Raw genomic sequence first — 23692 nt, 5'->3', positions numbered from 1 at the left:
AGGAAAGTTTATGTTAGGTGACAGACGAACGCCGCAAGCGGCTCTTCGCCTGTCACAGCGAACCTATATAGAGATTACTCCGATTTGCTCTTGGAAACAATCTCTTCTTGGATCGATTTCGGAACTTCTTCGTAGTGGGAGAGTTCCATGGAGAACACGCCGCGACCTTGGGTACCGGAGCGAAGTGTCGTGGAATATCCGAACATCTCGGCGAGAGGCACCTTGGCACGAACGATTTGCGCGCCAGCGCGCGAATCCATGCCTTCGATGCGTCCGCGACGGGAGTTCAGCATGCCCATGACGTCGCCCATGTACTCTTCTGGAATCGTGACTTCGACCTTCATGATCGGCTCGAGAATGACAGGTTTACACTTGTCTTTCGCAGCCTTGAGGGCCATGGAGCCCGCAATCTTGAACGCCATCTCCGAGGAGTCGACGTCATGATAGGATCCGTCGACGATCGTAGCTTTGATGTCGACCAGCGGGAAGCCTGCGATGACACCATTTTTCATGGACTCTTCGATACCCGCTTGAGTTGGGCCGATGAATTCACGAGGTACGACGCCGCCGACGACTTTGTTCTCGAAGATAAAGCCGCTGCCCGGCTCGAGTGGTTCGAATTCGATCCACACGTGGCCGAACTGGCCCCGACCGCCGGATTGGCGAACGAACTTGCCTTCGACCTTAGCCGCTTGACGGAACGTCTCACGGTAAGCAACTTGCGGTTTACCAACGTTCGTCTCTACTTTGAATTCGCGGAGCATGCGGTCAACGAGGATTTCAAGGTGAAGCTCACCCATGCCTGCGATGATCGTTTGTCCCGTTTCTTCGTCCGTATGAGCACGGAACGTCGGATCCTCTTCCGAAAGCTTCTGCAGAGCGATACCCATCTTGTCTTGGTCAGCCTTGGTCTTAGGCTCAACCGCAAGCTGGATAACCGGCTCAGGGAAGTTCATGGATTCGAGGATGACCGGATTCTTCTCGTCGCACAGCGTATCGCCAGTCGTCGTATCCTTCAGGCCTACTGCAGCGGCGATGTCGCCGGAGTATACCGAGCTGATCTCTTGACGGCTGTTCGCATGCATTTGAAGAATACGGCCGACGCGCTCGCGCTTGCCCTTCGTTGCGTTCACAACGTAAGAACCGGAGTTCAGAACGCCGGAGTAAACGCGGAAGAAGGTCAGCTTGCCGACGAAAGGATCCGTCATGATTTTGAATGCGAGAGCCGAGAACGGCGCTTCGTCGGAAGATTCGCGGGTCGTCTCCGTACCATCCTCAAGGGTACCCTTGATAGCAGGAACGTCGATTGGAGCCGGCAGATAGTCAACGACTGCATCCAGCATCATTTGAACGCCTTTGTTGCGGTACGAGGAGCCAGCGATGACGGGGAAGATCTTCACTTCGACAACGCCCTTGCGGAGCGCCGCTTTGAGTTCTGGAATGGTGATTTCTTCGCCTTCCAGATACTTCATCATGAGTTCTTCGTCCAGCTCGGCCACTTTCTCGACCAGCTCTGCGCGGAGCTCTTCGGCTTGATCAGCCAGCTCGGCAGGAATTTCGACTTGCTCAGGATCTTTTCCGAGGTCGTCTTTGTATTTGTAGGCAACACGTTCAACGAGATCGATTACGCCGACAAAATCATTCTCGGCGCCAATCGGCAGTTGAATCGCGACAGCATTGGCTTGCAGACGATCGCGCATGTCTTTGATGACATTCAGGAAGTCCGCGCCGATGATGTCCATTTTGTTGATGTAGGCAATCCGGGGAACGTTGTAGCGGTCAGCCTGGCGCCATACAGTTTCGGACTGAGGCTCAACGCCTTCCTTTGCACTGAAAACACCAACTGCCCCGTCCAATACGCGCAGGGAACGTTCAACTTCTACGGTGAAGTCAACGTGTCCCGGGGTGTCGATAATATTGATGCGGTTGCCCTTCCACTGAGCGGTCGTCGCGGCAGACGTAATCGTGATGCCGCGCTCCTGCTCTTGCTCCATCCAGTCCATCGTCGCTGCACCTTCGTGCACTTCGCCGATTTTGTGGGTACGGCCTGTGTAGAACAGGATCCGTTCGGTCGTGGTGGTTTTACCCGCATCGATATGCGCCATAATCCCGATGTTACGCGTATTTGCCAAGGAGAACTCTCTTGCCATTGGAATGTCTCCCTTCAAATTGTACTGCTAGAATCCTACCAGCGGTAGTGAGCGAATGCTTTGTTGGCTTCCGCCATTTTGTGCGTGTCTTCGCGTTTTTTAACGGAAGCGCCCGTGTTGTTGGATGCGTCGAGAATTTCAGCTGCAAGACGCTCTTCCATCGTTTTCTCCCCGCGGTTACGCGAGTAGTTCACGAGCCAACGGAGACCAAGCGCGGTACGGCGCTCAGGTTTAACTTCGATCGGCACCTGGTAGTTGGCGCCGCCTACACGGCGGGCTTTAACTTCCAGTACAGGCATGATGTTCTTCAGGGCTGCTTCGAACACTTCCATCGGATCTTTGCCGGAGCGCTCTTGAATCAGTTTGAAGGCATCATACAGCAGTGTTGCGGCAACGCCGCGCTTGCCGTCGATCATGATGCGGTTGATGAGACGTGTAACGAGCTTGCTGTTGTAGATAGGATCCGGCAGTACGTCGCGTTTTGTTACAGGACCTTTACGTGGCATGTAGCAAGTCCCCCTTTCCCTCAGTATCTAATAAGTTGAAGTTTATAAAAGTCTTACTTTTTAACTTTAGGACGCTTCGCGCCATATTTGGAACGAGCTTGCATACGGTTGTTGACGCCAGCCGTATCCAATGCACCGCGAACGATATGGTAACGTACGCCCGGAAGGTCTTTTACACGTCCGCCGCGGATCAGAACGACGCTGTGCTCTTGCAGGTTGTGTCCGATACCCGGAATGTAAGCCGTAACCTCTACGCGGTTCGTCAGACGAACACGAGCGTATTTGCGAAGTGCGGAGTTAGGCTTCTTCGGAGTCATCGTGCCTACGCGAGTGCAGACACCGCGTTTTTGCGGAGCGCTGATTTCCGTAGCCTCACGCTTCAGGGCATTGAATCCCCGCTGCAGTGCTGGCGATTTGGACTTGACCACTTTTGCTTGACGGCCCTTGCGGACCAGTTGGTTGATTGTTGGCATGTCGGTTGCCACCCCCTTCCCATAATTCATGAAACGCTGAACTGATTGACGCTCATTATTTAAGCCCACAGATCCAGGCGGTTCATCTTTGGACAAACAAAAGTTTTTGCCTGACGTATTGAGCGGAAAAATCCGAACCTTACCGGCAAAAACAACGTCCTACTCTTCATCTCCAACCATTGCTGCCATCGCGGCTCCGACGTCAATCCCGCATTGCTCTCCGAGATCGGTCATCGTCTCCGTCCAAGTCACTGGCACGCTCATTCTTCCGCATAACTCGACGATAGCGCCGGTCAGCCTGTCATCAGCGTCTCTGGCTACATAGACGTGAATCGCCTTGCCTGATTCAACGGTCTTGGTCGTCTGCTTCGTGCCAATCTTGTAAGCCATGGATTCACCATCCTTGCTTAAGCACAGAAATCCACTCACAGGCACACTTCGATATAGTAGCACTAGACTTATCCCCATGTCAAGATGGGCTTGTCCATTTGCTCAAAAGATATTCCGGTTCAAAGAGCACGCCCATAAAAGAGCAGCCGCCCGAAGGCCGGGCAGCTGCTGATGTGGAGCGGTATTGCAAGGCTCCGAAGATTTCCGGTTGAATTGTTAGGATTCGACCGGAACCGTCTCGCTGAGCTCGGCTTCCGCCGCTGCGGTCTCGAGTTCGTCCTCTTGGCCGACGAAGCGGATGCTGCGGTAACGGTTCATGCCCGTACCGGCAGGAATCAGCTTGCCGATGATGACGTTCTCCTTGAGGCCGAGCAGCTGGTCGACCTTGCCTTTGATGGCAGCGTCGGTCAGGACGCGGGTCGTTTCCTGGAAGGATGCCGCGGAAAGGAACGAATCCGTCTCCAGGGAAGCCTTGGTGATGCCGAGCAGGACCGGTTTGGCGACTGCCGGCTCGCGGCCGGAAAGAAGCACTTCGCGGTTGGCTGCTTCGTATTCGTGCACATCGACGAACGCGCCAGGCAGAAGCTTCGTGTCGCCGGCATCGACGATACGGATTTTGCGCAGCATCTGCTTGATCATGACTTCGACGTGCTTGTCATTGATTTCTACGCCCTGGTTCCGGTAAACGCGCTGAACTTCCTGCAGGATGTAGTTCTGTACCCCGCGGATGCCTTTGATGCGCAGCATTTCCTTCGGATCGATGGAGCCGTCCGTCAGCTCGTCGCCGGCTTCCAGATGCTGGCCTTCGATGACGCGGATCCGGGAACCGTAGCTGACCGGATACACTTTGGATTCGGCTTCGCCTTGAACTTCAATCTCACGGCGGTCTTTCGTTTCGCGAATGCTCTTCACGACGCCGTCCAGTTCGCTGATGATCGCTTGGCCTTTAGGGTTACGCGCCTCGAAGAGCTCCTGGATACGCGGCAGACCTTGCGTGATGTCGTCGCCGGCAACGCCGCCGGTATGGAAGGTACGCATGGTGAGCTGGGTTCCCGGCTCGCCGATCGATTGGGCCGCGATGATGCCTACGGCTTCGCCGATCTCTACATGCTTGCCTGTCGCCAGGTTGCGGCCGTAGCAGATCTTGCAGACGCCGTGACGGGCGCGGCAGCTCAGTACCGAACGGATCTGAAGCTTCTCTACGCCTGCATCGACGATCGCATCGGCCTTCTCGGCGTCGATGAGATCGTTGCGGGCAACGATGACTTCTCCCGTCTGCGGATGACGGATCGTCTCGAAGGAATAGCGGCCCTCGATGCGGTCGTACAGATCCTCGATGACTTCCTTGCCGTCCTGGATCTTGGCCACCGTGATGCCTTTGTCCGTGCCGCAATCGTCCTCGCGGACGATAACGTCCTGGGCGACGTCGACGAGACGGCGGGTCAGGTAACCGGAGTCGGCTGTACGGAGGGCGGTATCGGCAAGACCTTTACGCGCGCCGTGAGTCGAGATGTAGTACTCGAGTACCGTCAGGCCTTCACGGAAGTTCGACTTGATCGGGAGCTCGATGATGCGGCCGGATGGGTTGGCCATCAGACCCCGCATGCCGCCCAGCTGGGTGATCTGCGATTTGTTACCCCGCGCCTTGGAATCCACCATGAGCATGATGGAATTGTAGCGGTCCATCGATTTCATGAGGATTTCCGTAATTTGGTCTTTAGTCTTGCTCCAGATCTCGATGACGCGGTCATAACGTTCTTCGTTGGTGATCAGGCCGCGACGGTATTGGTTCGTCACGACTTTGACCTTCTCGTCGGACTGCTTCAGGATCTCTTCCTTCTCCGGCGGCACGATGACGTCGGAGACGGCTACCGTGATGCCCGCGCGGGTCGAGTACGTGAATCCGAGCTCCTTGATCTTGTCAAGGATGACCGACGTCTTGGTCGTGTGGTACTGGCGGAAGCATTCCGCGATCAGAAGACCGAGGTATTCCTTGCCGACAGCGCCCATTTGCGGCACGTTGTCCAGGAAGGAGTTCAGGTCCGCGCCTTTTTCGTACACGAAATATTTATCCGGCGTTCCGTCCATCAAGTTGGTCTTGGTCGCCTCGTTGATGTAAGGGAACGAGCTCGGGAAGATCTCGTTGAAGATGACTTTGCCGACCGTCGTCGAGATGAGCGAGCTGTTCTGCTGGTCCGTGAAGGCATCCTTCTTGAGGACCTTCGCCGGAATGAAGATGCGCGCATGCAGCGACACGATGCCCCGCTGGTAAGCGGAGACGGCTTCGTTGACGGAGCCGAAGACAGAGCCGGATCCTTGCGCTTCCTTGTTGTCCATCGTCAGATAGAAGGAGCCGAGGACCATATCCTGGGACGGAGTTACGACCGGCTTGCCGTCCTTAGGGTTGAGGATGTTGCCTGCCGCCAGCATCAGAAGGCGGGCTTCCGCCTGCGCTTCCGCGGACAGCGGAACGTGAACGGCCATCTGGTCGCCGTCGAAGTCGGCGTTGTAGGCCGTACATACGAGCGGGTGAAGCTTGATGGCGCGTCCTTCGACAAGGATCGGCTCGAATGCCTGGATGCCGAGTCTGTGAAGCGTAGGGGCGCGGTTCAGCAGAACCGGATGCTCCTTGATGACTTCTTCAAGAACGTCCCACACTTCGGCGCTAACTCGTTCGACTTTGCGCTTGGCGCTCTTGATGTTGTGGGCGAGGCCCTTGTTGACCAGTTCCTTCATGACGAACGGCTTGAAGAGCTCCAGCGCCATTTCCTTCGGAAGGCCGCATTGGTACATCTTCAGGCTCGGTCCGACAACGATAACGGAACGGCCGGAGTAGTCGACGCGCTTGCCGAGAAGGTTCTGGCGGAAACGGCCCTGCTTGCCCTTCAGCATATGGCTGAGGGATTTCAGGGGACGATTGCCGGGACCCGTAACCGGACGGCCGCGGCGGCCGTTGTCGATGAGGGCGTCGACGGCTTCCTGCAGCATGCGCTTCTCATTTTGCACGATGATGTCGGGAGCGCCGAGATCGAGCAGGCGCTTCAGACGGTTGTTGCGGTTGATGACGCGGCGGTACAGGTCGTTGAGGTCGGAAGTCGCGAAGCGTCCGCCGTCCAGCTGAACCATCGGACGAAGCTCCGGCGGAATGACCGGGAGCACGTCGAGGATCATCCAATCCGGCTTGTTGCCGGAATGGCGGAACGCCTCGATGACCTCGAGACGCTTGATGGCGCGGTTGCGGCGCTGGCCTTGGGCCGTGCGCAGCTCTTCCTTGAGCTGATCCAGCTCGCGCTCGACGTCGATGTCCTGAAGAAGCTTCTTGACGGCTTCAGCGCCCATGCCGGCTTGGAAGCCGTAGCCGTATTTCTCGCGGTAGCTGCGGTATTCCTTCTCGGACAGAAGCTGCTTTTTCTCCAGCGGGGTTTCGCCCGGATCCGTCACGACATAGCTTGCAAAGTAGATGATTTCCTCGAGCGAGCGGGGCGACATGTCGAGAGCCAGCCCCATCCGGCTAGGAATTCCTTTGAAGTACCAGATATGGGAGACAGGAGCGGCAAGCTCGATGTGTCCCATGCGCTCGCGGCGCACTTTGGCACGGGTGACTTCAACGCCGCAGCGGTCGCAGACGACGCCTTTGTAGCGGACGCGCTTGTACTTGCCGCAGTGGCATTCCCAATCCTTGGTCGGGCCAAAGATCTTCTCGCAGAAGAGCCCTTCCTTCTCCGGCTTGAGCGTCCTATAGTTAATGGTCTCCGGCTTCTTGACTTCTCCGCGGGACCAAGAGCGAATCTTCTCCGGCGATGCAAGGCCGATCTTCATGTACTCGAAGTTGTTCACATCCAACAAGGAGCAACCCTCCTTAGTTCAAGTATGGCTTAGGCTTATTCCGCGCCAGCTTCGGCGCCTTCCAGGTTGAGGTTCAGCTTGTCGCTGGTGCCTTCGTCCTCGTCGTCGATTTCCTTCATTTCGATCTCGTTTTCGTCCTCGTTCAGGATTTTGACGTCCATGCCGAGAGACTGCAGCTCTTTGATCAAGACCTTGAACGACTCCGGAACGCCCGGCTCCGGCACGTTCTCGCCCTTCACGATCGATTCGTACGTCTTCACCCGGCCGACCACGTCGTCGGATTTGACCGTCAGGATCTCCTGGAGGGTGTAAGCCGCGCCATAGGCCTCGAGCGCCCATACTTCCATCTCGCCGAAGCGCTGGCCGCCGAACTGGGCTTTGCCGCCGAGAGGCTGCTGCGTTACGAGCGAGTATGGACCCGTGGAACGGGCGTGGATCTTGTCGTCGACCATGTGCGCCAGCTTGATCATGTACATGACGCCGACGGTGACTTCGCGCTCGAACGTCTCGCCCGTGCGTCCGTCGTACAGAACCGTCTTGCCGTTGCGCTGCATGCCCGATTCTTCCATCGTGTCGAACACGTCGTACTCGCGCGCTCCGTCGAATACCGGCGTAGCGGCGTGGATGCCCAGACGCTTGCAGGCCATGCCAAGATGGACCTCGAGCACCTGGCCGATGTTCATCCGGGAAGGTACGCCCAGCGGGTTGAGAACGACTTCTACAGGCGTTCCGTCCGGCAGGAAAGGCATATCCTCTTCCGGCAGGATGCGGGCGATGACGCCCTTGTTGCCGTGACGTCCGGCCATTTTGTCGCCTTCGGAGATTTTACGCTTCTGGGCGATGTAGACACGGACCAGCTGGTTCACGCCAGGAGGCAGCTCGTCGCCGTTCTCGCGGGTGAACACTTTGACGTCGACGACGATGCCGTCCGTGCCGTGAGGCACACGCAGGCTCGTGTCGCGCACTTCGCGCGCCTTTTCGCCGAAGATGGCGTGCAGCAGGCGCTCTTCCGCCGTCAGCTCCGTTACGCCTTTAGGCGTTACTTTGCCGACGAGGATGTCCCCGGCGCTGATTTCGGCGCCGACGCGGATGATGCCGCGCTCGTCGAGGTTCTTGAGCGCTTCTTCGCCGACGTTCGGGATGTCGCGCGTGATTTCTTCAGGTCCGAGCTTCGTATCGCGGGCTTCGGACTCGTATTCTTCAATGTGAATCGACGTGTACACGTCTTCCTTCACAAGCTTCTCGCTGAGCAGGATGGCATCCTCGTAGTTGTAGCCTTCCCAAGTCATGAAGGCAACGACGACGTTGCGGCCCAGAGCCAGCTCGCCCTGCTCGGTCGAAGGACCGTCGGCGAGGATGTCTCCTTTCTTGACGATGTCGCCCTTGCGCGCCAGCGGACGCTGGTTGATGCAAGTGCCTTGGTTGGAGCGCATGAACTTGTGCAGCTTGTGCTTCACGAGATCGCCCGTAACCTGCTTGCCGTCCACCATCTCGACGCGGCGCAGCCAAATCTCGTTGGCCGAGGAGCGCTCGATGATGCCGTCATGCTTCGCTACGATGCAGACGCCGGAATCCTTCGCGGACTTGTGCTCCATGCCGGTACCGACAAGAGGCGCCTTCGGAATGAGCAGAGGCACCGCTTGCCGCTGCATGTTGGATCCCATGAGCGCGCGGTTGGAGTCATCGTTCTCGAGGAACGGAATCAGAGCCGTCGCGACGGATACGACCTGCTTCGGCGATACGTCCATGTAGTCGACGCGCTCGGTCGGCATCGTCAGGATGTTGTCGGCCTGCTTGTTGTAGCGCACGACAACCTGATCGTCGACGAACTTGCTGTCTTCCGTCAGGAGGGCGTTTGCCTGCGCGATGACGTAGTTGTCTTCCTCATCCGCGGTCAGGTAAGCGATCTGCTCCGTGACAATGGCGGTCTTCGGATCCACCCAGCGGTACGGAGCTTCAATAAAGCCGTACTCGTTGATGCGGGCGAAGCTGGACAAGGAGTTGATCAGACCGATGTTCGGTCCCTCAGGCGTCTCGATCGGACACATCCGCCCATAGTGGGAGTGATGGACGTCTCGGACTTCCATGCCGGCGCGTTCGCGGGTCAGACCGCCGGGTCCGAGGGCGGACAGACGGCGTTTGTGCGTCAGTTCGGCCAGAGGGTTCGTCTGGTCCATGAACTGCGACAGCTGGGAGGAGCCGAAGAACTCCTTGATGGACGCGATGACCGGACGGATGTTGATCAGCGCCTGCGGCGTGATCGCATTGGCATCCTGGATCGACATGCGCTCGCGGACGACGCGCTCCATGCGGGAGAGGCCGATCCGGAACTGGTTCTGCAGCAGCTCGCCGACGGAACGCAGGCGGCGGTTGCCCAGATGGTCGATGTCGTCCGTGCTGCCTACGCCGTGCAGCAGGTTGATGAAGTAGTTGATCGACGAAATGATGTCGGCAGGCGTAATATGTTTGACCGACTTGTCGATGACGTCATTGGAAATGACCTTGATGATTTTTCCATCTTCGTTGGGAGCGAATACGCTCACCGTCTGCAGTGGGATACTATCCGCATCCAGAACGCCGTTGGCGACGTGATACGTTTTGCTGTTCAGCTGTTTTTCCAGGAATGGAAGCAGCTCATCCAGCAGGCGGCGGTCGATCATCTGGCCGGCTTCGGCCAGAATTTCGCCCGTCTCGTTGTCCACGAGAGTTTCAGCCAGACGCTGGTTGAACAGACGGTTTTTGATATGAAGCTTTTTATTGATCTTGTAACGGCCGACATTGGCCAGATCATAACGTTTAGGGTCGAAGAAGCGCGCGACGAGCAAGCTCTTCGCATTGTCCAGCGTAGGCGGCTCGCCTGGACGCAAGCGCTCGTAGATCTCGATCAGGGCTTTTTCCGTGGAGTCGGTGTTATCCTTGTCCAGCGTATTCTTGATGTACTCGTCCTGTCCGAGCAAGTCCAAGATTTCGGCATCGCTGCCGAATCCAAGGGCGCGAAGAAGCACCGTTACCGGAATCTTCCGGGTACGGTCGATGCGCACGTAGATGATATCCTTGGCATCCGTCTCCAGCTCCAGCCAAGCACCGCGGTTAGGAATGACAGTGGCCGTGTAAGTGCGCTTGCCGTTTTTGTCGACCTTGGTGCTGAAGTACACGCTGGGGGAGCGTACCAATTGGCTGACGATAACGCGTTCCGCACCATTGATGATGAAGGTGCCGGTCTCGGTCATCAGCGGGAAATCGCCCATGAACACTTCCTGTTCCTTAACCTCGCCCGTTTCCTTGTTAAGGAGCCTTACCTTAACGCGAAGCGGCGCTGCATACGTAACGTCGCGCTCTTTCGACTCGTCGACGGAATACTTAGGCTCTCCCAGGCTATAATCGATGAATTCCAACGAAAGATTCCCCGTGAAGTCCTGAATCGGAGAAATATCCTGGAACAACTCCAGGAGATCGCTCTCCAGAAACTTCTCATAAGACTTTTGTTGGATTTCAATCAAGTTCGGGACTTCGAGCACTTCGTGAATCCGGTTATAGCTCCTGCGCGTGCGTCGACCATACTGAACAAGTTGTCCTGCCAACTTAACCTCACCCCTCATGTCTGCTTCTCAGCGTGATAAGCGCACTCATGAAACATGACCTAGCCAGACCTCAGCCGGTTACCTTCGGGCCGGCCGGTTTGAGCCTCAATCCCATGGTGGTAAATAAAGAAAAGCCCTTATCGAAGTGGTTTCGAAAAAAGAGCATACTTCCGGTCTGAAACCTCGGCCTCCCCCGCATGGACGAACCATAGGGAAGACATGGTCTCCTATCATGTAATTTTGCCCAAAATCTAAACATTATACGTCAAAAACCAATTTTGTATGCATGGCGCATCAAATAAATAATTCTTGACATTTTAGCGGACTAAAGAGATTCCGCCTATTTTAATGCTGACATTTCATAATAATAGCACATCGACAAAGGCGAGTCAACAAAAATGAGAATTTAGTCTCTAGTCAAAAACAGGAGCACACGATAAGGCGATGACCATCCCTTCATGAAGCATCGCGCGACGATAGTCGTTCCAATCTTCATAGTCGACAGATGGCTTGATTTAGCGGGTCATGAAGGATGAATCCGACGCCATGGCTGTCCGCCGGCTCCGCCATGGCGAGATCAACCTTGACCGCTGCTCCGAGAGGTTGATTGCCTGCTAATTGTCCAAGGAACGGATCGCCTTGAAAATCCGAAACCCTTTATCCTTGCCGACTTCCTTGACGCGGCCGAACAGCTGCTGAAGCTTGGCTTCGGCAGAAGGAGCCCCCTGCTTCTTTTGAATGACCACCCACATGCTGCCGCCGGGCTTCAGCAACGAATACCCTTCCTCAAAGATTCGGTGAACAGTCGCTTTGCCTGCCCGAATCGGCGGATTCGTCAAGATGACATCAAACGGCTCGCCGCCGGCTTTCTCGAACAGATCGCTCTGCTGTATGCGCACATTGGCGATTCCATTCAGCTTCGCATTCTCTCCGGCCAGCTCTACGGCTCGCTCATTGATATCCAGCATGACAACCTGTCCTTGCGGCGCCAGCCGCGCTGCCGTCAGTCCGATGGGGCCATAGCCGCAGCCGACATCCAGCACCCGGTCAGCCTCGCCGATTTCCATCTCCTCGATGAGGAAACGGCTGCCGTAGTCGATTCCGCTTTTGGAAAAGACTCCGTTGTCCGTCATGAACTGAAACCGGAAGCCTCTCAGCTCCGTCTCATGCTTCTGCCGGTTCTGCTGCGTTCCCGGCGTACGGGAATAGTAGTGGTCCGACATCATGTCCCTCCTTCCGGGTATGCCTTCTCATAGAGAGAACCCCTTGGAACCGCGAGGCTCCAAGGGGTTCTCAAGCTTTTAAGAGAAAGCTTATTTCACTTCTACAGCTGCGCCTGCTTCTTCAAGCTTAGCTTTGATAGCTTCTGCTTCTTCTTTAGCTACTTTTTCTTTGATTGCTTTTGGAGCGTTGTCGACAACTTCTTTCGCTTCTTTCAGGCCAAGACCTGTCAGCTCGCGAACGACTTTGATGACGTTGATTTTGGAAGCGCCAGCGCTCGTAAGGATAACGTCGAATTCGGATTGCTCTTCAACTTCAGCAGCGCCGCCGCCAGCAGCTACAACCGTAGGTGCAGCAGCCGTTACGCCGAATTCTTCTTCGATTGCTTTAACGAGATCGTTCAGTTCCAGAACGTTCATGCCTTTAATGGCTTCCAAGATTTGTTCGTTGCTCATGGTTGAACCTCCATTGGGTATAAGTTTTTTTGGTGGTGATGGATGCCGGCTATGCCGGCGCAAGGATTAAGCAATTCCTGCCGGCAGCCCGATGGCCGCCGGACGGAGGAAAATCGTTTTTAGGCTTCTGCTTCTTGCTTTTCCGCCACGGCTTTGACCGCCAGCGCGAAGTTGCGCATAGGAGCCTGGAGGACGCTGAGGAGCATGGAGAGCAGGCCGTCGCGGGATGGCAGGTCTGCCAGCGCCTTGATTTGGGCTGCGTCTACGACTTGGCCTTCGAGGATGCCGCCTTTTACTTTCAGGGCGTCATTTTTCTTGGCGAAGTCGGAGATGATTTTTGCAGGAGCTACGACGTCGTCCGCGCCGAAGGCGATAGCCGTCGGACCCGCGAGAACTTCCGTCAGACCGGAAAGCTCGGCGGATTCGGACGCGCGGCGAACGAGGGAGTTTTTGAGAACCTGGAATTCGATGCCTGCTTCGCGAAGCTGCCTGCGCAGTTCCGTTACTTGAGCCACGTTCAGTCCACGGTAGTCAGCTACAACCGTCGTCGTGCTTGCTTTCAGCTTGGCGGCGATTTCTTCCACCTGCTGCTGCTTGGATTCGATAACTTTTACGTTTGCCATTTTGTTTACACCTCCCGATGTGGATATCCGTTGCATCCTTTAGAACGGTTTACCTTCAACCTGCCGGTGCATGAATAAAGGCCTCCGCCAAGACAGCGAAGGCCATGATTGTCCGTTTACGGGAAACGTATATCATAACACCTCGGTAGGGGATTAAGCCCGAAGGCACCTACTGTCTTAGGTATGCGTGTTCTGAAGTTAGAATCGCAGCTCTTAGCGGAACGTGGAAACGTTGACGCGAGCGCCAGGTCCCATCGTAGAAGATACAGCGATGTTTTTCAGGTAAATCCCTTTTGCCGATGCCGGTTTGGCACGGTTCAGAGCGTCGATCAGCGATTTGAGGTTCTCAGCCAGCTTCTCGGCGTCGAACGACACTTTGCCGATCGGTGCATGGATTTGACCTGCACGGTCAAGGCGGTATTCGATCTTACCGGCTTTGATCTCCTGAACAGCCTTCGTCACGTCGAACGTTACCGTGCCGGCTTTAGGGTTAGGCATGAGGCCTTTACCGCCGAGGATACGTCCGAGCTTGCCGACTTCAGCCATCATGTCAGGCGTAGCCACGCAGACATCGAATTCGAACCAGCCTTGTTGAATTTTGTTGATCATGTCCGCATCGCCGACGAAGTCAGCGCCTGCAGCTTCGGCTTCCTTCGCTTTGTCGCCTTTGGCGAATACGAGGACGCGCTTTGTTTTGCCCGTACCGTGCGGGAGTACAACGACACCGCGAACGGCTTGGTCTTGTTTCCGCGGGTCGACGCCCAGACGGACAGCCACTTCGACGGATTCGTCGAATTTGGCGGTTGCTGCTTTTTTCACGAGCTCGATTGCTTCAGACGGCTCGTAAGTCGCTTCGCTGTCGATCAGCTTAGCGGCTTCAACGTATTTCTTGCCATGCTTTGCCATGAAGAGTTCCTCCTTATGTGGTGTGTAGCGGAACGCCTGACGTACAGCCGTCCCTCCCACTGCGAAACCAAGCGGTCCCGCTGTGACGCCGCGCCTCGAGGCGCGTCCTGGATTAGTCGACGATCGTTACGCCCATGCTGCGGGCAGTACCTTCGACCATGCGCATTGCAGCTTCTACGGATGCAGCGTTCAGATCCTGCATTTTTTGTTCTGCGATCTCGCGGACCTTGGAACGGTTGACCGTAGCGACCTTCTTCTTGTTCGGTTCGCCGGAACCCTTCTCGATGCCTGCTGCTACGCGGAGCAGTACGGCTGCTGGAGGAGTTTTCGTCTCGAACGTGAAGGAGCGGTCTTCGAATACGGTGATGACGACCGGAATGATCAGGCCGGCTTGATCAGCCGTACGCGCGTTGAACTCTTTACAGAACGCCATAATGTTGACGCCTGCTTGACCGAGCGCAGGACCGATTGGCGGAGCCGGGTTGGCTTTGCCTGCCGGAACTTGCAGCTTGACGAGTTTGATGACTTTCTTTGCCATGTGTTACACCTCCTGCGATCGAAGTCAGTTGCCTGACATGAAATGCTCATGCCGCCATCCGGATGAATCCGGAGGCCGGAAACCGGTTCATTATACCTTCTCGACCTGTGTGTAGTCAAGTTCAACCGGGGTTTCACGACCAAACATGTTGACATGGACTTTCAGCTTGCTCTTGTCCATTTGAATTTCTTCAATGACGCCGACAAAGTTAGCAAACGGACCTACTGTAACGCGAACGGTTTCTTTCAGCTCGAATTCCATCTTCGGCTTAGGCTCGGACATTCCCATATGGTTGAGAATGGCGTCCACTTCCTCCGGAAGCAGTGCCGTCGGCTTGGAGCCGGAACCTGTAGAGCCCACGAATCCCGTTACGCCAGGCGTATTGCGAACAACATACCAAGAATCGTCGGTCTGAATCATTTCCACCAGGACGTATCCCGGATAGACTTTGCGCATGACGGTCTTCTTCTTCCCGTCCTTGTTCACGATTTCTTCTTCCATCGGAACCAGCACGCGGAAGATCTTGTCTTCCATGCCCATCGATTCAACGCGGCGCTCGAGGTTGGCTTTCACCTTGTTCTCATAGCCCGAGTAAGTATGAACCACATACCATCTTTTTTCCATTAACAATCCACCTTTGGACCCTTCTTAAACAATCAGTTCAACCAGAGATGAGATCCCGATGTCAAGAAGCCAAAAGTAAATCGTCACAAACACGATCGTGACGAGTACAACGATCGTATAGCTTGTCAACTCTTTACGGTTTGGCCAGCGAACTTTCTTCAGCTCAGCCCAACTGTCTGCAAAAAAACCAAACGTCGATCCGAAGTTTTGCTTCAGCTTTGCGATAAAAGTCACCTGAACCCACCTCCTGACTATCTCGTCTCGCGGTGAGGAGTATGCTCGTTGCAGAACTTGCAGAACTTCCTCATTTCCATGCGGTCGGGGTGATTGCGCTTGTTCTTGGTGTTCGTGTAGTTTCTTTGCTTGCAGTTCGTGCATGCAAGCGTGATAATAACCCGCATTTAGGTCACCTCCCGATCTTAAGAGTGCGCTTCGTCAAACAACGTGCGATAGGACCCGAGAGGGCCTCAGGCCTGATCCGAGTCACTCTAAGTACCTTATCATAACGGATTCTTGCATGTCAATGCAAAATGGAAGGCGTCCGGGCGGCCCGGAAGCCGCACGCAGAGCGGCGGGAAGGCTGGAGAGGCAGGCGGCGGACAGCCCTTGCCGGCATCGGGACCGGAGGACGGCGCGCTGCTTTCATCGCTGTTTCCAAGTATAGCCGTTTTGATAGACTTCTAAACGGCCTTCCATCGGCAGCAGGCGGCGCGGAAAAGAAAAAAGACCCGTCATCCGGGTCTTGAAAGCAGGCAGGTTCAGGATCAGGGCGGCAGCCTAACAGCTGACGTCCCGCAGCTCGAGGTACTTCTCCAGCTTGCGCTTCACTCGCTGAAGGGCGTTGTCGATCGACTTGACGTGCCGGTCCAGATCAACGGCGATCTCCTGGTAGGAGCGGCCGTCCAGATACAGCATGAGAACTTTCCGTTCCAGATCGCTCAGAATCTCGGACATCTTGTCCTCGAGGCCGTCGAACTCCTCCCGATTGATGATGAGCTCTTCCGGATCGCTGACGCGGGTGCCGCAGATGACATCCAGCAGCGTGCGGTCGGAATCTTCATCATAGATCGGCTTGTCCAGCGAAACGTAGGAGTTCAGCGGGATATGCTTCTGCCGGGTCGCCGTCTTGATTGCGGTTATGATTTGGCGGGTGATGCACAGCTCCGCAAAAGCTTTGAAGGAAGCCAGCTTGTCACCCTTGAAGTCGCGGATGGACTTGTAGAGCCCGATCATGCCTTCCTGCACGATGTCTTCCCGGTCCGCTCCGATAAGGAAATAAGAGCGGGCCTTGGCACGAACGAAATTCCGGTATTTGTTGATCAGATATTCCAGCGCTTCGCTGTCGCCCGTCCGCACCGCCTCGACAACGTCTTCATCCGTTCGGCAGTCATAATCGTGCGTACTCCATTCTCTGAGGTCGATGCTCACCAACTATCCCTCCGGCCTGCAAAGCGTGCACTGCAAGGTCTATTTTTCTTAAGTCAGGAAAGCTCTCCTTCCGCTATCGTCCGGACTGGAAAGCCAGGCGGCGACAAGCGGCGGAAAAGCGGACAATTTTGCCAGAAATAATAAGGACAGTATACAAGACCTCTCTTGACATCGTCAACGCAAACGAGCGTTCTATAACCGATAGGATCTTGAAAAATTGTAAACAGATGGTTGGAAAACGCTATTGCGGAGGCAGATAAGCTTACACGTCTATCTCCATCAATCGCCAGTTCCGTCCATTCATTCCCCCCGTCTCATTCTTTCCAGCATCGTCCGCATTTCCAGCGACAGCTTGGCATCGATCGTATTGCGGGATTTGGCGCTGTCGGAACGCAGCGACTTGTCGATCTCGCGGCGGTTCTGCTGCAGTTCCAGCTCCAGCTCCCGGGCCGAGATCCGCAGGGCGCCTTTGCCGAACGCGACATGCTGCTCGACGGAATCCGAGGTCGCCACATAGATATGGCGGCTTCGCTTCTTGAGCTCGGTGACGAGACGTTCGATGCACTCGTCCGCCGTTTCCTTTTCTTTCGTGAATACGACCGTCAGCTTGTGCTGCTTGTAGGCCGAGCGGCTGCCGGGAACCTGATGCGCGTCAAACACGACGTACACCTGATGTCCCGTGTAGCCTTGATAGTCGGCCAGCAGATCGAGCAGCCGGTCCCTTGCCTCCTCCAGATTGCTTTCCTTCAAGCGTTCCAGCTCCGGCCAGGCGCCGATGATGTTGTAGCCGTCGACCAGCAGGACGTCCGACTGGCGGGACACGGCAGCTAGACGCCCCGGCGCTGCCGGACGACCTCGTACATGAGCACGCCGGCGGCCACGGAGGCGTTGAGCGAATTGAGCTGGCCCAGCATCGGGAGCTTGACGAGGAAATCGCATTTCTCGCGGATCAGCCGGCCCATGCCTTTGGCTTCGTTGCCGATGACGAGGGCAAGCGGAAGGTCGAAGCTGGTCTTGTACACATCCTGCTGCGCCGACACGTCCGCGCCCGCAATCCAGATTCCCTCCTGCTTCAGGCTCTCGATCGTCTGGGCGAGATTGGTCACTCGCGCCACCGGCACATGCTCGGCCGCTCCGGCGGAGGTTTTCCATACGGTTGCCGTCAAGCCGGCCGCGCGGCGCTTCGGAATGATGACTCCGTGCACGCCGGTGCATTCCGCCGTCCTCAGAATGGAGCCCAGGTTATGCGGATCCTCGATCTCATCCAAAATGAGCAGCAGTGGCGTCTCGCCGCGGTCCTTGGCCCTCTGCAGCAGCTCTTCCAATTCGGCATACCGGTAGGCCGCCGCCTGGGCTACGACCCCTTGATGGGAAACTTCAAGGCCCAGCTGGTCGAGCTTGCGCTTGTCCACGAACTGGACGACGATTCCCGCTTTCTTGGCTTCGGCCATGATCGGGGATACCGACGGCTTCTGCACCGTGTCGGCGATCCAGATCTTATTCAGCTCGCGGCCCGAGCGGAGCGCCTCCAGGACGGGATGTTTGCCCGCGATCCATTCCTGCTGCTCCTGCTCGTTCTGGTCGTTCTGTTCCTTCTTCTGCCTGTCACTGGCCATTCCCAGTCTCCTTTCCGCGTTCCGCTTCCTTCTCGGAGAAAGCGGCCGCCATCAACTCCCGGATCCGTTCGGTCCGGCCTTTGTAATATAAATACCCCATCAGACTCTCCAGAGCGGTCGCCTGCTTGTAATCGGCCGGATCCGCATTGCGCGGAGACTGGCCGGACTTGGCGTTGCGGCCGCGCCTGACGATGTCGGCCTCCTCCTCCGACAGCATCGGCGCCCAGCGCTCCAGCAGCTGCCGCTGCCCTTTGGCCGACACCATTCCGGTCGCCTCGCGATGGAGATGATGCGGCTTGAGATTCGGCTGGGCGAGCAGATGCTGGCGCACCAGCAGCTCGAACACCGCATCGCCGGCGTAAGCGAGCACGATGGGGTTCAGCAGCTCCGGCGTCTTGGAAGGCGGCTCGTAGGGAAGCTCGCGGCTTTGTTCCTTCACAGGCTCGTTCATTTGCGGCGCCACCGGATGCCCTGCGGAGTGTCCTCCAGCAGGATGCCTTGCTCTGCCAGCAGGTCGCGGATTTCGTCCGCGCGCTTCCAGTTCTTCGAAGCGCGCGCTTCCGTCCGCTCGACGATCAGCGCATCCACCTCGGCATCCAGCAGTCCATGCTGTTCGGACGCGGCCGGAAGCAAGCCGAGCACGCGGTCCATGGCGTCCATCAGCGCGATGAGCGCAAGCGCCTCCCGGGCCGTCACCACAGGCCGCTGCAGATGCTGGTTCGCTTCGGTCACCAGATCGAACAGCACCGTGATGGCATCGGGCGTATTGAAATCATCGTCCATTTTGGCTGTGAAGCGGCCGCTCAGCTCCAGAAGCCGTTCATCCAGCTCGGCATTTCCGGAATCCGGCACGAACCGGAGCGAGCCTAGGCCGGCGGAGCGGCTGCCTGGGGCATCGACGGCTGCATCGGCTTCCATGGAACCGCCGACCGCCGCCAGCCGGTGCAGCAGGTTGGTGCGGCAATTGGCGATCCGCTCCACGCTGCCGAGCGCCTGCTCTACCGTGTCGTCGCTGAAGTTGAGCGGCGAACGGTAATGGCCGGAAAGCATGAAGTAACGGATCGCTTCCGGCTTGATCCGGGTCAGCATGTCATGGACCGTAATGCCGTTGCCGAGCGACTTGGACATCTTCTGGTTGTCGATGTTGATGAAGCCGTTATGCATCCAATAGTTGGCGAGCGGCTTGCCGCTCAGCGTCTCGGACTGGGCGCATTCGCACTCATGATGCGGGAACTGCAGGTCGTTGCCTCCGCCATGGATGTCGAGGGTATCGCCCAGATGCCGCTTCGCCATCGCAGAGCATTCGATATGCCATCCCGGACGGCCCGGCCCCCATGGACTGTCCCATTTGATCTCTCCCGGCTTGGCGCCCTTCCACAGGACGAAATCCTGCGGATCCTCCTTGCGCTCGTCGATGCCGATGCGGATGCCCATCTGCAGCTCCTGCATGTTCTGGTGGGAGAGCTGGCCGTAGTCCGCGAAGGATTTCGTCCGGAAATAGACGTCGCCGCCGCTTTCATAGGCCGCTCCCTTGTCGACGAGATCCTGGACGAAAGCGATGATTTCCGGCATATGCTCCATGACGCGGGGATTCAGCGACGCACGGCGGACGCCGAGCCCTTCCGTGTCCTCGTAATAGGCGGAGATGAACGTGTCCGCGAGCTCCGGCACCGTAATGCCGAGCTGCTCCGCCTTGCGGATCATCTTGTCGTCCACGTCGGTGAAGTTGACGACGTAGTTGACCTCGTATCCGACCGCTTCCAGATAACGGCGCACGACGTCGAAGAAAATCGCGGGCCGCGCGTTGCCGATATGGATATAGTCGTAGACCGTCGGGCCGCATACGTACATTTTGACCTTGCCCGGCTCTTGCGACTTGAACGTTTCCTTGGTTCTGCTCATCGTATTGTAGATTTCCAAACTCATTTACGCTTCGCCTCCGCTTACCGGAATTTCACCGGTTCCTCCATATATTCACGAACGGGCGCCGCAGGCTGCTTGAGCCGGTCGACCTCCGCCTTGAGGGAATTGATTTCATTCTGCATGCTCCGGATCATCTCGATGAGCGGATCGGGCAGCTTCGCATGGTCGAGCCTGTCGCCGACCTTTTCTCCGTTGCGCTTGACGATGCGGCCCGGGTTGCCTACGACCGTGCTGTTCTCGGGCACCTCCCGGAGAACGACGGCGTTGGAACCGATATTGGAATAGTCTCCAACCTGGAACGATCCTAAAACCTTCGCTCCCGAGCCGATGACGACATTGCTGCCTATGGTAGGATGGCGCTTGCCCTTTTCCTTGCCCGTGCCGCCGAGGGTGACGCCCTGATAGATGATGACGTCGTCCCCGATCTCGCAAGTCTCCCCGATGACGACGCCCATGCCGTGGTCGATGAACAGGCGGCTGCCGATTCTGGCCCCGGGATGGATTTCGATTCCGGTCATGAACCGGCTGACCTGAGAGATGATGCGGGCGGCCGTGAACCATTTGCGCTTGAACAAATAATGCGCGGCGCGATGCGCCCAGATGGCATGCAGTCCCGAATAGGTGAAGATCACCTCGAACACGCTGCGCGCAGCGGGGTCGTTGTCGAACACGGCCCGTATATCGGATTTCATGTGACGCAACATCGGCTTCAGCCCCCTTCGGGCGAGATGATCCAAGCTTTCTTCCGTCCAATCAAAAAATAAGCCTCCGCAGCCCGAAGGCTGCAGAGGCGTACAGACGCGGTCCCACTCTGCGGCACAGGGCCGCATCCGCCCGGGAGAAACGCGCGCGAAGCGGTCTCAAGCGGGTCAGGATGCCTGGCGGCCCTGTCTCGTAGCCTGTAACGCCGGCCATGCGTTGCCGCCTACCCGAGCGGAAGAGAAGCTTCCGCAAGATCGGAGCAAGGCTCGCAGGTGCATGAACCCGCCGCCGGAATGGACAACTCCCAGCCGTCACCTTCCCGGCGCGTCGCGATATGCTGCGGCCGGATGCGTGGCGGTTGTCCTCTCTGCAATCCCGGATATGGCGGTTCTCTCCTGGTCAAAGCCTGTAAAAAGGTTCAATTACTTGTAGTATACCCGATAACCCGCAAAGTGCAAGAAGCCGGCGCGCGGAAATATATGCGGGGCCGTCCTCAGCCCAAGCGGGCGCGCAGGCGCTGTGCGACTTTGGCCCGGCCCAGCAGCGAGATGGTGCGGTTGAGGTCCGGTCCGTGCGTCTGCCCGGTGACCGCGGCCCGGATCGGCATGAAGAGCGACTTGCCCTTGCAGCCGGTTTCCTTCTGGACCGACTTGATGAGCGCCTTGATGCCCTCCTCGTTCCAGGCTTCGGGCTCCAGCGTCTCGACGCCGGACAGGAAGGCTCCCAGCACCGTCGGCACCGTTTCTTCCTCCAGCACGGCGACAGCCTCAGCCTCGTCCTCGAACGATTCCAGGAAGAACAGCTCGGTCAGCGGCACGATCTCGGCTCCCCAGCGCAGCTTGTCGCGGTAGAGGCCGATCAGGTCGGCCGCCCATTCGCGCTCGCCGGCCTCAGGCGCCTCCGATACCCGGCCCGCCTTCTGCAGATGCGGCAGGCAGAGGTCGACAAGGCGGGGAAGCTCCAGCGACTTGATGTATTCGTTGTTCATCCAGGCCAGCTTGTTCGTGTCGAACACGGCCGGGCTGCGGCTGAGGCGCGACTCGTCGAACGCCTCCACGAGCCCCTCGCGGGTGAACAGCTCCTGCTCGCCCTCCGGCGACCAGCCCAGCAAGGCGATGAAGTTGAACAGCGTCTCCGGCAGGTAGCCGAGATTCTCGTACTGCTCAATGAACTGGATGATGGACTCGTCCCGCTTGCTCAGCTTCTTGCGGGATTCGTTCACGATCAGCGTCATGTGGGCGAACAGCGGCGGCTCCCAGCCCAAAGCCTCGTAGATCATCAGCTGGCGCGGCGTATTGGAGATATGGTCCTCGCCGCGGAGCACGTGGGAGATCTTCATGAGATGGTCGTCGACCGCAACCGCGAAGTTGTAGGTCGGGATGCCGTCCTTCTTCACGATGACGAAATCTCCGGTTTCCTTGGTGTCGATGCTGATCGTTCCCTTGACCATGTCGTTCCATGTATATGTGCGGTCTTCCGGCACGCGGAAGCGGATGCTCGCGACGCGTCCTTCCGCTTCGAAGGCAGCCTGCTGCTCGGCAGTCAGATCTCGGTGGCGGCCCGAATAGCGCGGGGTTTCGCCGCGCGCGCTCTGCTCTTCCCGCTCCCGCTCGAGCTCTGCTTCCGTGCAGTAGCAGCGGTAAGCCTTGCCCTCGTCGAGCAGCTGCTGCCAGTACCGGCTGTAGATGTCGAGGCGTTCGGTCTGGCGGTACGGTCCGTAGCCGCCGCCGACATCGATGCTTTCATCCCAGGTGATGCCGAGCCAGCTCATGTACTTCAGCTGGCTCTCCTCGCCGCCGGCCACGTTGCGCTTCACGTCCGTATCCTCGATGCGGACGATGAACTTGCCGCCGTGCCTGCGGGCGAACAGATAGTTGAACAGCGCGGTGCGCGCGTTGCCGATATGCAGATGCCCCGTCGGCGACGGAGCATAACGGACGCGGATTTCCTGCGTTCCTTGGTCTGCCATCTTGAATTCCCCATTTCGTTCTTGTTTTCGTCCAGGGGCCTCGCCCTATGAACGCTATTTATGTAAGTGGAACCATTGCGGCGCTGGAGGCAGCGGCAACATGGAGGTGAAAACGCGGCGTCCGCCTATGAAACCGAGTTCCACTGCGCATAAGCAGGATGAGGAAATACGGGTTCGACAGCGAGCCGGTCGGTATCCTGTTCCGCTTGCCTGAGCGGACTGTACGGCTGCACTTAACCGCCTAAAATAAGTGCCATCATAGCATATTTTTCACGAGGCAGACAACCGCCTGAGCGGCGATTCCCTCGCCCCGTCCGGGAAATCCGAGCCGTTCCGTCGTCGTCGCCTTGACGTTCACCTGGTCCTGCTCCGCTCCCAGCACGCGGGCGATCACTTCCACCATCGCGGGAATGTACGGCGCCATTTTGGGAGCCTGCGCGATAATCGTGCAGTCCAGGTTCCCGAGCGCATATCCCCGCTGGACTGCAAGCGCCCACACATGCTCCAGCAGCTTGACGCTGTCGGCATCCTTGAACGCCGGATCGGTGTCCGGGAAATGCTTGCCGATATCGCCGAGCGCAAGCGCGCCGAGCACCGCATCCGCTACCGTATGCAGCAGCACGTCGGCATCGGAATGGCCGAGCAGCCCTTTTTCGAATGGAATGGCGACGCCCCCGATAATGCATGGACGGCCCTCCACCAGCTGATGCACGTCGAATCCTTGTCCCACTCTAATCATCT

The 23692-nt window shown here is 57.3% G+C and carries 22 protein-coding genes and 1 other annotated feature; all 22 genes read right to left on the bottom strand.

Translation table 11 applies throughout. The features are described 5' to 3' along the window. Window positions 1-74: 74 nt before the first annotated feature. Window positions 75-2150 (bottom strand): elongation factor G, encoded by a 2076-nt coding sequence (fusA, locus tag VE23_RS19615; protein WP_048743618.1) that lies wholly within the window; start codon window positions 2148-2150, stop codon window positions 75-77. Between the two features lie 35 nt (window positions 2151-2185). Beyond that, window positions 2186-2656 (bottom strand): 30S ribosomal protein S7, encoded by a 471-nt coding sequence (rpsG, locus tag VE23_RS19610; RefSeq protein WP_048743619.1) that lies wholly within the window; start codon window positions 2654-2656, stop codon window positions 2186-2188. A 53-nt stretch (window positions 2657-2709) separates the two neighbouring features. Then, complete coding sequence (gene rpsL, locus VE23_RS19605) at window positions 2710-3129, bottom strand: 30S ribosomal protein S12 (RefSeq protein WP_048743621.1); 420 nt, start codon at window positions 3127-3129, stop codon at window positions 2710-2712. A gap of 159 nt (window positions 3130-3288) precedes the next feature. After that, a complete protein-coding gene (locus VE23_RS19600) occupies window positions 3289-3519 on the bottom strand; it encodes a ribosomal L7Ae/L30e/S12e/Gadd45 family protein (RefSeq protein WP_048743622.1) in 231 nt (76 codons plus the stop codon). 216 nt (window positions 3520-3735) lie between these two features. Further along, window positions 3736-7365 (bottom strand): DNA-directed RNA polymerase subunit beta', encoded by a 3630-nt coding sequence (gene rpoC / locus VE23_RS19595; RefSeq protein ID WP_048743623.1) that lies wholly within the window; start codon window positions 7363-7365, stop codon window positions 3736-3738. Window positions 7366-7400: 35 nt separating this feature from the next. Beyond that, window positions 7401-10946 carry a DNA-directed RNA polymerase subunit beta gene (gene rpoB / locus VE23_RS19590; protein ID WP_048743625.1) on the bottom strand — a complete coding sequence of 1182 codons (3546 nt, stop codon included), beginning with the start codon at window positions 10944-10946 and terminating at the stop codon, window positions 7401-7403. 614 nt (window positions 10947-11560) lie between these two features. Further along, complete coding sequence (locus VE23_RS19585; protein ID WP_049868847.1) at window positions 11561-12169, bottom strand: class I SAM-dependent methyltransferase; 609 nt, start codon at window positions 12167-12169, stop codon at window positions 11561-11563. Window positions 12170-12259: 90 nt separating this feature from the next. After that, window positions 12260-12622, bottom strand: a complete 363-nt coding sequence (gene rplL / locus VE23_RS19580) for a 50S ribosomal protein L7/L12 (RefSeq protein ID WP_048743628.1) — start codon at window positions 12620-12622, stop codon at window positions 12260-12262. A 119-nt stretch (window positions 12623-12741) separates the two neighbouring features. Next, window positions 12742-13245 carry a 50S ribosomal protein L10 gene (rplJ, locus tag VE23_RS19575; protein WP_048743629.1) on the bottom strand — a complete coding sequence of 168 codons (504 nt, stop codon included), beginning with the start codon at window positions 13243-13245 and terminating at the stop codon, window positions 12742-12744. Window positions 13246-13309: 64 nt separating this feature from the next. Continuing rightward, window positions 13310-13445 (bottom strand) — a sequence feature (ribosomal protein L10 leader region). Window positions 13446-13458: 13 nt separating this feature from the next. Next, complete coding sequence (gene rplA / locus VE23_RS19570; RefSeq protein ID WP_048743631.1) at window positions 13459-14151, bottom strand: 50S ribosomal protein L1; 693 nt, start codon at window positions 14149-14151, stop codon at window positions 13459-13461. A 112-nt stretch (window positions 14152-14263) separates the two neighbouring features. Beyond that, complete coding sequence (gene rplK / locus VE23_RS19565; RefSeq protein WP_021878535.1) at window positions 14264-14689, bottom strand: 50S ribosomal protein L11; 426 nt, start codon at window positions 14687-14689, stop codon at window positions 14264-14266. Window positions 14690-14779: 90 nt separating this feature from the next. Next, on the bottom strand, window positions 14780-15313 hold the full coding sequence (nusG, locus tag VE23_RS19560; protein WP_048743635.1) for a transcription termination/antitermination protein NusG: 534 nt from the start codon (window positions 15311-15313) through the stop codon (window positions 14780-14782). A gap of 24 nt (window positions 15314-15337) precedes the next feature. Next, window positions 15338-15547 carry a preprotein translocase subunit SecE gene (secE, locus tag VE23_RS19555; protein ID WP_021878533.1) on the bottom strand — a complete coding sequence of 70 codons (210 nt, stop codon included), beginning with the start codon at window positions 15545-15547 and terminating at the stop codon, window positions 15338-15340. A 17-nt stretch (window positions 15548-15564) separates the two neighbouring features. After that, window positions 15565-15714, bottom strand: a complete 150-nt coding sequence (gene rpmG, locus VE23_RS19550) for a 50S ribosomal protein L33 (protein WP_021878532.1) — start codon at window positions 15712-15714, stop codon at window positions 15565-15567. A 376-nt stretch (window positions 15715-16090) separates the two neighbouring features. Then, window positions 16091-16741: an RNA polymerase sporulation sigma factor SigH gene (gene sigH / locus VE23_RS19545; protein WP_048743637.1), complete on the bottom strand. Its 651-nt coding sequence runs from the start codon at window positions 16739-16741 to the stop codon at window positions 16091-16093. A 300-nt stretch (window positions 16742-17041) separates the two neighbouring features. Then, window positions 17042-17563, bottom strand: coding sequence for an NYN domain-containing protein (locus VE23_RS19540; RefSeq protein ID WP_021878530.1), 522 nt, complete (start codon window positions 17561-17563; stop codon window positions 17042-17044). 5 nt (window positions 17564-17568) lie between these two features. Then, window positions 17569-18357 (bottom strand): 23S rRNA (guanosine(2251)-2'-O)-methyltransferase RlmB, encoded by a 789-nt coding sequence (gene rlmB, locus VE23_RS19535; RefSeq protein WP_048743641.1) that lies wholly within the window; start codon window positions 18355-18357, stop codon window positions 17569-17571. After that, the gene (locus VE23_RS19530) at window positions 18347-18808 is read right to left on the bottom strand and encodes a Mini-ribonuclease 3 (RefSeq protein WP_048743642.1); all 462 of its coding nucleotides are present in this window, start codon (window positions 18806-18808) and stop codon (window positions 18347-18349) included. Before VE23_RS19530 ends, rlmB begins: the two co-directional genes overlap by 11 nt. Beyond that, complete coding sequence (gene cysS / locus VE23_RS19525; RefSeq protein WP_021878528.1) at window positions 18805-20283, bottom strand: cysteine--tRNA ligase; 1479 nt, start codon at window positions 20281-20283, stop codon at window positions 18805-18807. Before cysS ends, VE23_RS19530 begins: the two co-directional genes overlap by 4 nt. 17 nt (window positions 20284-20300) lie before the next feature. Continuing rightward, window positions 20301-20984 (bottom strand): serine O-acetyltransferase, encoded by a 684-nt coding sequence (gene cysE, locus VE23_RS19520; RefSeq protein WP_174806382.1) that lies wholly within the window; start codon window positions 20982-20984, stop codon window positions 20301-20303. A gap of 491 nt (window positions 20985-21475) precedes the next feature. Further along, window positions 21476-22951, bottom strand: a complete 1476-nt coding sequence (gltX, locus tag VE23_RS19515; protein WP_048743645.1) for a glutamate--tRNA ligase — start codon at window positions 22949-22951, stop codon at window positions 21476-21478. Window positions 22952-23207: 256 nt separating this feature from the next. Next, entirely contained in the window at window positions 23208-23690 is a 483-nt protein-coding gene (gene ispF, locus VE23_RS19510) for a 2-C-methyl-D-erythritol 2,4-cyclodiphosphate synthase (protein WP_048743647.1), read from the bottom strand. Window positions 23691-23692: the final 2 nt, after the last annotated feature.

The sequence above is a fragment of the Paenibacillus sp. D9 genome (assembly GCF_001188365.1).
GTDB classification, from domain to species: Bacteria; Bacillota; Bacilli; order Paenibacillales; family Paenibacillaceae; genus Paenibacillus_O; species Paenibacillus_O humicus.
This window is presented reverse-complemented; position numbering and strand designations above follow the sequence as displayed.